Source organism: Luteibacter sp. P4_D7_3 (genome assembly GCF_056401735.1).
The window spans coordinates 1-9,287 of sequence record NZ_JBFUIT010000146.1; the positions used below are offsets into that span (position 1 = coordinate 1).

The following is a 9,287-nucleotide window of genomic DNA, read 5'->3' on the forward strand; positions in this document are numbered from 1 at the left end:
CCACAGGACTGCTGGGCACCGATCAGCAAGGAGTTAGGCACCTTCACTGTCACCAACTACTACTGCTTCAATGCCTATTCGGCACTTCTGTTCGCGCGCGTCTGCCCGAAGGCGTTCGCTTTGGGGGCCGCCAAATCGGTCATGGCCACCTCCTCGTCACGCGATCCCGCCGATGCGAGTCCGTGACGGAGATAGACGCGTCATGATTTCTCGGCGCCCGTTCAAGGCGCTCGCGGTGATTGCGGGCCTGCTCGTTTCCGGCATGCTTCATGCCCAAAGCGCGAATCCTTACGCCCGGCCATTGACTGACCGGGTAGTACACACCAAGGGAAGCAACATGGATGATCTGACATCCTTCGCGACCGGCGGGTCCAGGATTCTCGACTCCAAGTTTGGCGACATCGCAGGTGACGGGCGCAAAGGCGCTGTACTGGTCCTCGACCCTGCGTCGGCCGGGCCCGGGAAACTTGGGCAGGGCCCTCCGCGCGACGTCGTTATCCTCGCGAGAGATTCGGCCGGCCATCTCCAGAAGGTGGCCTCGAACAGTCGCCTCGTCCCCTGTGGAACCTGCGGCGGCATGGCGGGTGATCCGTACGGTTACACGCACGTTGCGGCAGGCCAGTTTACGATCGTCGCCGGCGGCGGCAGCCGCGAGCGTTGGACAGATGAGTACACCTTCACCTACGTCGGTGCTAAGAAGAACTGGTTCGTCTCGTCAGTCATGCGCAAGGTTGTCGATACCGAGACCGGCAATGAAAAGCACGTCGACCTGACCGCGAAGGAGTTCGGCACAGTGTCCTTCGCCGATTTCGACCCGGGCAAGCTCCCTGACGTAACGCTGCCCTGATGTAGCAGTTGCACAACCCCGCCAGGACGGCGGGTTCGGCCAGCAGGAGGCAAAGCCACCCGAAAATCAAACAGGAGTTACACGTGACGATTGACCGTTACCACGCGAGCAAGCTCATGCTCGCGGCTGTCATGGCTGCGCTGCTTGCCGCTGTGCCGCTTCGCGCACTTAGCGCCGAGCCCGTGCCGACCGTCGCCCCTCTGCCTGCCAAGGCGAAGCTGCCGAAGGGCTTCACCGCATACGGTTCCGCACCGGTCGCAGGCGGCGAGTGCGTCGCCGGCGACGCCACAAAGGAAGGCATGAACGGACGTGCTTTCGTCTACATCAAAGACGCCGGCGCAAAACAACCGCGCTGGGTCACTGCCGTCCCTGTGCCGCCGCATTGGTACCAGAACCGGGCCACGCATTGCTTCGCCATGGACGGATCGATCTTCGTGCTGGTACAGACCGACACGAACCAGGCGACATCACTCTCACAGACGCTGTTGAACGTGGTGGAGCTTTCGCCTGTCACGGGCAACATCGTCGCTAACCACGACGCAGACGTGCCCGGCGTCGACGCGGCCTATTCGTCGTGGGTGGACAAGGGACCCGAGGGCTTCCACGAGGACAACGGCCAGATCGTGGTCGCCGGCCAATATTTTCTGATGGACGACCCCAATAAGCGCATCCCGTTCACGGCAAGACTCGCCCCCCATCCGGCGAAATAGTCAGAAGGACCGCACGACGCAACATCGCAAGTGAGTCAACCAGGAGCTACACATGGCGATTGATCGTGAAACCCAGGTGCTGACCGACGCTACGGCGGCGGGCATCACCAACCCGAGGGAGCTGGCCAACTTCATGGCCCAGGTCACTCACGAATCCAACGGGCTCAACCGGCTCGAGGAGAGCTTTCGCTATACGCGAAATATCTCGCAGATTCCCGTGCAGTCCGCGTGGCGCGAAGGCCCCGACACACTGGACGCGGCGCGCAAGCAGGCCCTGATGGGCAAGCCCGAACAGCTGGCCGAGCTGATGTACGGCGGCCGCAACGGCAACGACGAACCAGGTGATGGCTGGAAGTACCACGGCCGTGGCTACATACAACTCACCGGCAAGGACAACTATCGCGTCGCCGGCGAAGCGCTCGGCCTGGACCTGGTCAAGCGTCCCGAGCTCGCAGCCGATCCGCAGCATGCATCGAAGATCGCCGTCTGGTACTGGGAGAACCGTGTGCCGGAAAGCGCCAGGGACGACGTCCGTGCGGCGACCAAAGCCGTCAACGGCAAGTACAACGGACTGGAAGATCGCGAACACCGTTTCGAGGACTGGAAGCAACGCCTCACACCCGAGGTGATGCATCGCCTCGCCGAGGGCCACGTCGGCCAGCCGCAGCCTGCTCACCCGGCGCACGCGGCAGGCAAGGCCGCTCCACTCAAGGAGGGCGCTAGCGGCGAAGACGTCCGCCTGCTCCAGGGCAGCCTCGCCCGACTTGGCTACACCGATGGACATCACGGCGAACTCCACACCGACGGCAAGTTCGGTCCGGGCACGCGTGCCGCGGTCGAAGCGTTCCAGCGCGATCATCATCTGCCGGCGGACGGCGTGGCAGGCCCGCGCACGATGGAAGCCATCGCTCAGGCCAAGCACCAGGACGCCATCCAGCGTGCTGCGCAATCGGGACGGCTGGACAGTCCCATGCACCCGGACCACGCGATGTACGAACAGGCGCGTGCCGCTGTGCACGCGCTGGATGCGCAGGTCGGCCGCACACCCGACAAGCAGAGCGACCAGCTCGCCGGCGCCGTCACCGCCGAAGCGAAACACCAGGGATTGACGAAGATCGATCACGTCCTGCTGAGTGACGACGGAAGCCGCGCGTATGCCGTGCAAGGCGACCTCACCTCCCCTCTCAAACGCACGGCAGAAGTGGATACGGCGAAGGCCGTCAATACGCCGATCGAACAGAGCGGGGCCGAGATCGCGAAAGCGGCACCGCCCGCTGCCCTCACGGAAGAAAACCGACGACAGACCCAGGATGCCGCTCCGACACCGCACGCGCCTGACACGCCGGCGCAGGGTCGCTAAACGCATGGACGCCGTGAGTTCTCGCTATACGCCGCGCCACCTGGCGCTCCTCGACGGAGACACCGTATGAGCCGCGACATCTACACCGAAGCCAACGAACATTTCCTCAAGTCCGGCCGCCAGTATGAATACGGCCGCCCGGACATGTCGCTGCGCAACCATGGCGGCGATGGCCATACCGATAGCAGCCGCACCGAGCAGGACAACGATCACGACGGCCGCCGCGGGGTCGACTGTTCGTCCTTCGTCTGGCGCGGCATGCATGACGCAGGCTATGGCGTTCCCGCCGCGCCGTTCGGCACGCACGACCTGTTCCAGGGCAACACGCCGACGGATTACGCGCGCAAACACTTCGACGTCATTCCTGGCGCCGACGCCCACCAGCAGAACGGGTCGCTGCAACCCGGTGACGTGCTGATGTTCCGCGACAAACACGGCTCAGGCCAGCATGTCGCCATCTTCAAGGGCTACGACACCGAGGGCCATATCCATTTCATCGGCTCGCAGGTTGGCTCGGGACCCGCCGAAGTGAACGTCACCCCCGGCGGTTACTGGGATGGCAAGAACATGGAGATCGTCGGCGCCCTGCGTGCGAAGCCGGAGTTTCGTGTGCGCGAACCGCTGCATGGTCAGGGGTCGGATACTCCGACCACCTCGGCCCCTGCCGTGGCGCATTCCGGTGCGACGCACGCGACACCCTCGACACACACGCCCAACCACTCGACGCCGACGCGTGCCGCACCTACCCATGCCACGCCCGCTCACGAAGCCACATTACGCCAAGGCGACAAGGGTGACGCTGTCCGCAACCTGCAGACCTCGCTGCAGCACCTCGGCTATCAGGACGAAAAGGGCCATAAGATCCAGCCAGACGGTGACTTCGGTGCGCACACCAGGGCAGCAGTCGAGCGCTTCCAGCGTGCGCATGGCTTGCAGCCCGACGGCGTCGTAGGCCCTGCGACCAAGGAAGCCTTGCACGCCGCCACACCTCGGCTCGACGGCACCGGCCATCCGCACAACGCGCTCTACCAGCAAAGCCGCGACGCCGTGCATCGCCTGGACGCAGAGCACCAGCGTACCCCGGACCTGCGGAGTGACCAGATCGCCGGCGTCCTCACCACGAAAGCGGTTGGCGAGGGTATGACTCGCGTCGATCACGCTGTACTGAACGACGACGCCAGCAAGGTCTACGCGGTACAAGGCGAGCTCAACTCGCCCTTCAAGAAGGTCGCGGAAGCCTCTACACAGGAGGCTGCAAACACGTCACTGGAAGAAAGCGGTCGACAGTCCCTGCAGATCGCGGCACAACAGGCTCCGCAGCCTGCAGCGACTGCGCCGATGCAGGTACCGCCTTCGCAGGCCACGAGTCCGACCGTCTGATGCACTCCCCGAAGCTGAAAATGGATCACCCGATGACCATTACCAAGAACCGCTCCTTCTGCTGGACGGCCGCCGTGCAAGGCCTGCTCGCTGCACTGCTTGTCGCCTCGGCCTCCGCCTTCGCGGCGCCGCCGGACGCCCGCGACTACCAGTCCCTGCTACAGACCTCGTCACCAGGCTCAAAGGTGGTGTGCGGAAAGGACAAGTACGGCAATGTCGCCTGCACGATCGACAACACCGCCGTGGACGTCAACGACGACTGTACCTCGAACATGGCCTTCGGCGGCGTCATCGGTGCCAAGGGTGTAACGCTCGAGGACAACTTCCAGGCGACCTCGGCCAAGCCCGTTGCCCATGTCGGCGAGCACCAGTTGCTTTGCATCCAGGCGACTCAGCGCAAGGAAGGCGTGCTGGTTCGCGCCTTGGTCAAGGCGGTTCCCACGAAAACGGTGAAGGGCTGCAAGGCTAACGAAATCTGCAAAGGCGCCGACACACCCGTTGAGTGGAAGCGGCCTGCCACTGGTACCGCCTGCAGGCTCAAGCCCGATGGCCACTACACCGGCGACTGCGCTACCGGCTGGGTCGACGGCAAGGATATCGAGGAATACTCGATGGGCCTGAGTCCCGAGGACACCGGCGCCTGACGCGCCTCCGCCTCGATGAACACCAATCGCTTCAAACCTATCGCGCGATTCGTCCCTAGCGCCTCTATTCGGAAAGCCGGCTCGGCTGGAATCCGAAAGATCGTGCAGGTCGCCGTCCCCGGCCTGTGTCTCTTACTGACTGCATGTGGTGGAAACATGGAAGACTCAAAGATCGAACTCAATCCGCATCCGAAGATGCGTTATGCGATTACCGTGGCCCTGGAGAATGCTCCGGGTCCATTCGACTCTCTGACAGCCCAAGGGCAATTCGAGATAGCGAACAAGGAGTGTGCACCGAAGCAGGCCACTTCCGGTCTTCACGTAACTCCTGTTGGGCGTTTGCCAATACATCTCACGCGCTCGGCTGATGGTCGCTATCAGGGTGAGCTCTACATGGATGGCCTGAAAGACGAAAACTATTTCGGCCCTGACGTCTGCCACTGGACGTTGGTTGCAATCTCGGTGAGAGCCGTGGAGAAGACGACAACATTTGATGCACCCCTATACAAGGAGCGCCTGCTCCAGGACGGTTGGGACCGTCGTTTCTTCTCCAATACAACCTATCAAAATACGCCAAAGAGGATGATCGACACAGGCAGCAAGACAAAGGAAGGCCTGCCTGATCCTGGGGCGTCATTCTCCATCTACATCAACGCGAAGGATCGCAGCCATGACTGAACGAACGCAGGAATACGCAGTCTTGGCGGCCGGCACCTATCAGGATCTCCTGATTGGCGACAGGATCCGTGCGGGAAACGACGACTACGTTGTGTTTGCCTCTGCAGCCAGCCCCATCTCTGGCTTTCGGGCGACTGCTTTTCGCGACGAGTCCAATGGGCGCACGGTACTGGCATATCGGGGAACGGATGCCGCCGACGACTACGTTGTCGACGCCGCGATGTTCTCAGCGAAGGTCAACGTGCAGCAGTGGGAGGCCGATGCCTTTACGAGACATGCCATTGATCTTGCAGAGGACTACGCGGCAGCGAGTCACAAGCCGCTCAATGTGACTGTCACGGGGCACTCCCTCGGCGGCACGCTCGCCCAGATCAATGCCTCGAAGTATGACCTGCACGGTGAAACATTCAATGCCTATGGCGCGGTAGGTCTTGGGCGAGACATTTATCCTGGCCGCCACGAGATGATAAATCATGCTCGCGCCGGCGACCCTGTCAGCGCTGCAAACCAACACTTTGGCGAAGTTAAGATCTACGCGACTGCCGATGACATCGATCGGATGGCTCATGCGGGCTATGGGTCCGGAAACGCCGGCGCGGTCACCCGATCGATATCGATCCAATCCCACTACATGGACAACTTCATTCCGAAAGCCGGAGAAGCGCCTCTGATCGGCCCTGAGGGGGAGGCTCGCTACAAAGCGAACCAGTCCATGGTCGATCACTATCGGGCCGATGTGATGGGTGCGCGCGAGGTTGCGACGCAGGTGGCAGGCTCACCCGCTCTCGTCGGACCCGCTCTGGCAATAGGGGCCAGCAAGATCTATGCAGAGCAACTTAGGAATGACGGACACGAGCTCATGTCACGCTCGGCTCCCATCGGAAGAGCGGTAGGACAAGCGGGCGCCGAGGTATCCGCCGCCATCGGCGCTGCGGCGAACCACCTCGGGCACGATGTCGCGGTCGGGGCGCGCGCCGTTGGCATAGTTCCGTCTTATGGCGCAGACGCTGCATGGGGCTCACGCACAGGATCGGCCGAACTAGACCGCCTGCTTCACCCACCGAAGCTGAGCGACGTTGCGCACCCCGATAACGCCATGTTCCAACAGGCACTCCAAGGCGTCCACGGCGTCGACGCATCCACGGGACGCAAGCCAGATCAGATGAGCGAGAACCTGGCAGGCGCCCTGACCGTCGAGGCTCGGCGAAACGGCATGAGCCACATCGACCACGTTGTCATGAACGACGATTTCAGCCGCGCCTACGCCATGCAGGGCGAGGCGAGCTCGCCGTTCAAGAAGTTCGCCGAGGTCCCCACAGAGGTCGGCATCGCGACATCCCTCGAACAGAGCAGCCGGGATTGGCAGCAGGCCGCAGCGCAGAACACGGCACAGCAGCCTGACGTCAGCCACGCAATAGCCTCTCCGTCGCAGACAGAGGCGTCTCCCGCACACTCTCCACATTCCCTGAGCCGCTAGGAGCACATGCGACCCATGATCTCCCTTCGTACCAAGGCCGCTCTCGCGGCGCTCTCCTTCACTGCCTACTCCGCTTACGGTGCCGCCATGAACAAGCCTGATGTCAAGCTCAACCCCCAGCCACGGATGCGCTATGAAATCACCATCAAGGTGGACAATGCGCCCGGCCCCTTCGACCGTGTGGAAGGTGTGATCGACTACCGAGTCAGCAACGAGAACTGTGTGCCGCTCACGCCTGTAACAGGTGCCACCGTTGCGCCCGAGAAGCGGGTGCCTATCGTGCTCACCCACTCGGGCGGAAACATCTACAAGGGCGAGATCTACGCGGACCTTCTTCAGGACGAGGACTACTACGGCAAGGGCGTCTGTCATTGGTCGGTCGTCGCGGCCAGTGCAAACCTGTACGTCAAGCAAGTGGACTTCAGTGCGCCTCTGTTCCACGACGACTTGCTGAAGGGCAAACCGGTCACCCGTTACTACTCCAACCGCTCCTACGCGACAACACAGATGGAGCGCGTGGACACCGGCGAGACCGACCGCACGCAGTACCAGGACGAAGCAAACGCGACCTTCTCCATCACCGTCCAGGCCGAGGAGAAGCATCCATGACACTCTCCTCTACCGATTACGCCTTACTGGCCCAGGACTCTTATCACGATCCAGTCCTGAATAAGCCCAAGGAACTGGGCGGCATCACTTATGAGGCCATCGACGTGGAGAACAATCCGCGGACGGGGTTTCAGGCCACCGCATACAAGCGCATGGACACAGGTGAGATCGTCATTGCCTACCGCGGCACGGAGTTCGATCGCGAACCCGTCCAGGACGGGGGCGTTGACGCGGGCATGGTCCTGGCCGGGGTGAACCTCCAGACAGCAAACTCCGAGGCGTTCACCGAACGCGTGCTGGAGAAGGCCCGCGTGGATGCCGATCTCCACCACCGCCCGTTGCAGGTGACGGTGACCGGTCATTCGCTTGGGGGGACGCTGGCAGAGATCAACGCATCGAGATACGGGCTAAAAGGCGAGACGTTCAATGCTTATGGCGCCRCTGGCCTGCGTGAGGGCGTACTCGAGGGCGGATCTCAGGTTATCGACCATGTCCGCGCAGGCGATGTCGTCAGTGCAGCGAGTCCGCATTTTGGCGAGGTTCGCATCTACGCGGCTCAGAAAGACATTGATACGCTCTCGCATGCCGGTTATCGCGACGACGGCGGCATCCTAAGCGCGCGCAATCCAATCAAGGCGATCGACTTCGACTCCCACGCCATCGATAACTTCGTGCCAAACAGCAAACTGCTTGGTGAGTCCATCATCAATCCGGAGAACCAGGCGCGGTATAAGGCGCACGAAGGCATGATCGACCGTTATCGCAACGACGTTGCGGACATCCGCATGGGTCTCTCTGCCGCGTGGGAGATTCCCAAAGCGATCGGCGACCTGAAGGATGCCGTCGAACATCGTGCCGCCGAGGCGCTAGGTGCGGGTGTTGTCGCGGTCGAGCACGGCGTGCAGTACGCGGTCCACGAGGCGAAGGAGGGGTTCGACCATCTCAAGGCGGGCGTCCAGCATGTCGGCCACGACATTGCCGACGGGGTCCACGCGGTAGAAGCGAAAGCCAAGGGCGCCTGGAACACCCTGACCCACCCCGGCACCTGGTTCGAACACGACAAGCCTGGCGTATCGCTCGATCACACCGCACACCCCGACCATCCCCTCTTCAAGCAGGCGCGAGAGGCAGTCCATGAGCTGGACCGCGCCCACGGCCGCCACCCCGATGTCGCCAGCGAGAACGTCGCCGGCAGCCTCGTGGTCAAGGCCAGACAGGAGGGTCTCGAACGGATCGACAAGGCCGTGCTCAGCGACGATGCCTCACGTATCTATGCCGTGCAGGGAACCCCTGATTCACCCCTGAAGCGCATGGCCGAGATGCCGACCGAGCAGGCCGCCAATACGTCGGTCGCCGAAAGCAGCATGCAGTGGCAGCAAGCCGCCCAACAGGCGCAGCAGCAGGCCCAGATGGCCAGCCAGCAAACTCCAACCCACCAGGAAAGGACGCAGCCGTCGCACGGCCTGTGATTCCCAGAAGCGAAGGAAAAGGTAGATAGCGCATGAGTAAGACAAGGGGATATTGGGCGATCGGCCTTTTCGTGGCCGCTCTCGTCACGGGTGAGTTGCTTTCGGGCTATCTC

At 62.4% G+C, this 9,287-nt stretch carries 10 protein-coding genes; all 10 read left to right on the top strand.

Annotated elements, in window-relative coordinates; genetic code table 11:
• Positions 1-186 (top strand): hypothetical protein (locus AC1DSN_RS13350; RefSeq protein ID WP_477331083.1); only part of this gene is annotated, 186 nt, incomplete at its 5' end.
• A 49-nt stretch (positions 187-235) separates the two neighbouring features.
• The gene (locus tag AC1DSN_RS13355; RefSeq protein ID WP_477298078.1) at positions 236-847 is read left to right on the top strand and encodes a hypothetical protein; all 612 of its coding nucleotides are present in this window, start codon (positions 236-238) and stop codon (positions 845-847) included.
• A gap of 83 nt (positions 848-930) precedes the next feature.
• Positions 931-1,557, top strand: coding sequence for a hypothetical protein (locus AC1DSN_RS13360; RefSeq protein WP_477298077.1), 627 nt, complete (start codon positions 931-933; stop codon positions 1,555-1,557).
• Positions 1,558-1,609: 52 nt separating this feature from the next.
• Entirely contained in the window at positions 1,610-2,917 is a 1,308-nt protein-coding gene (locus AC1DSN_RS13365; RefSeq protein ID WP_477298076.1) for an XVIPCD domain-containing protein, read from the top strand.
• 66 nt (positions 2,918-2,983) lie between these two features.
• Positions 2,984-4,297, top strand: coding sequence for an XVIPCD domain-containing protein (locus AC1DSN_RS13370; RefSeq protein WP_477331085.1), 1,314 nt, complete (start codon positions 2,984-2,986; stop codon positions 4,295-4,297).
• A 32-nt stretch (positions 4,298-4,329) separates the two neighbouring features.
• The gene (locus AC1DSN_RS13375) at positions 4,330-4,941 is read left to right on the top strand and encodes a hypothetical protein (protein WP_477299032.1); all 612 of its coding nucleotides are present in this window, start codon (positions 4,330-4,332) and stop codon (positions 4,939-4,941) included.
• A 156-nt stretch (positions 4,942-5,097) separates the two neighbouring features.
• Positions 5,098-5,619, top strand: a complete 522-nt coding sequence (locus AC1DSN_RS13380; RefSeq protein WP_157503846.1) for a hypothetical protein — start codon at positions 5,098-5,100, stop codon at positions 5,617-5,619.
• Entirely contained in the window at positions 5,612-7,096 is a 1,485-nt protein-coding gene (locus AC1DSN_RS13385; protein WP_477331088.1) for an XVIPCD domain-containing protein, read from the top strand. The genes AC1DSN_RS13380 and AC1DSN_RS13385 overlap by 8 nt, the downstream gene beginning before the upstream one ends.
• Positions 7,097-7,111: 15 nt before the next feature.
• Positions 7,112-7,705 carry a hypothetical protein gene (locus AC1DSN_RS13390; protein WP_063570691.1) on the top strand — a complete coding sequence of 198 codons (594 nt, stop codon included), beginning with the start codon at positions 7,112-7,114 and terminating at the stop codon, positions 7,703-7,705.
• Positions 7,702-9,174, top strand: a complete 1,473-nt coding sequence (locus AC1DSN_RS13395) for an XVIPCD domain-containing protein (protein WP_477331090.1) — start codon at positions 7,702-7,704, stop codon at positions 9,172-9,174. The genes AC1DSN_RS13390 and AC1DSN_RS13395 overlap by 4 nt, the downstream gene beginning before the upstream one ends.
• Positions 9,175-9,287: the final 113 nt, after the last annotated feature.

Coding starts and splice junctions, on each gene's coding strand:
- AC1DSN_RS13365 (WP_477298076.1), top strand. CDS start 1,610: ATGGCGATTGATCGTGAAACCCAGGTGCTGACCGACGCTACGGCGGCG.
- AC1DSN_RS13390 (WP_063570691.1), top strand. CDS start 7,112: ATGATCTCCCTTCGTACCAAGGCCGCTCTCGCGGCGCTCTCCTTCACT.
- AC1DSN_RS13385 (WP_477331088.1), top strand. CDS start 5,612: ATGACTGAACGAACGCAGGAATACGCAGTCTTGGCGGCCGGCACCTAT.
- AC1DSN_RS13370 (WP_477331085.1), top strand. CDS start 2,984: ATGAGCCGCGACATCTACACCGAAGCCAACGAACATTTCCTCAAGTCC.
- AC1DSN_RS13380 (WP_157503846.1), top strand. CDS start 5,098: ATGGAAGACTCAAAGATCGAACTCAATCCGCATCCGAAGATGCGTTAT.
- AC1DSN_RS13375 (WP_477299032.1), top strand. CDS start 4,330: ATGACCATTACCAAGAACCGCTCCTTCTGCTGGACGGCCGCCGTGCAA.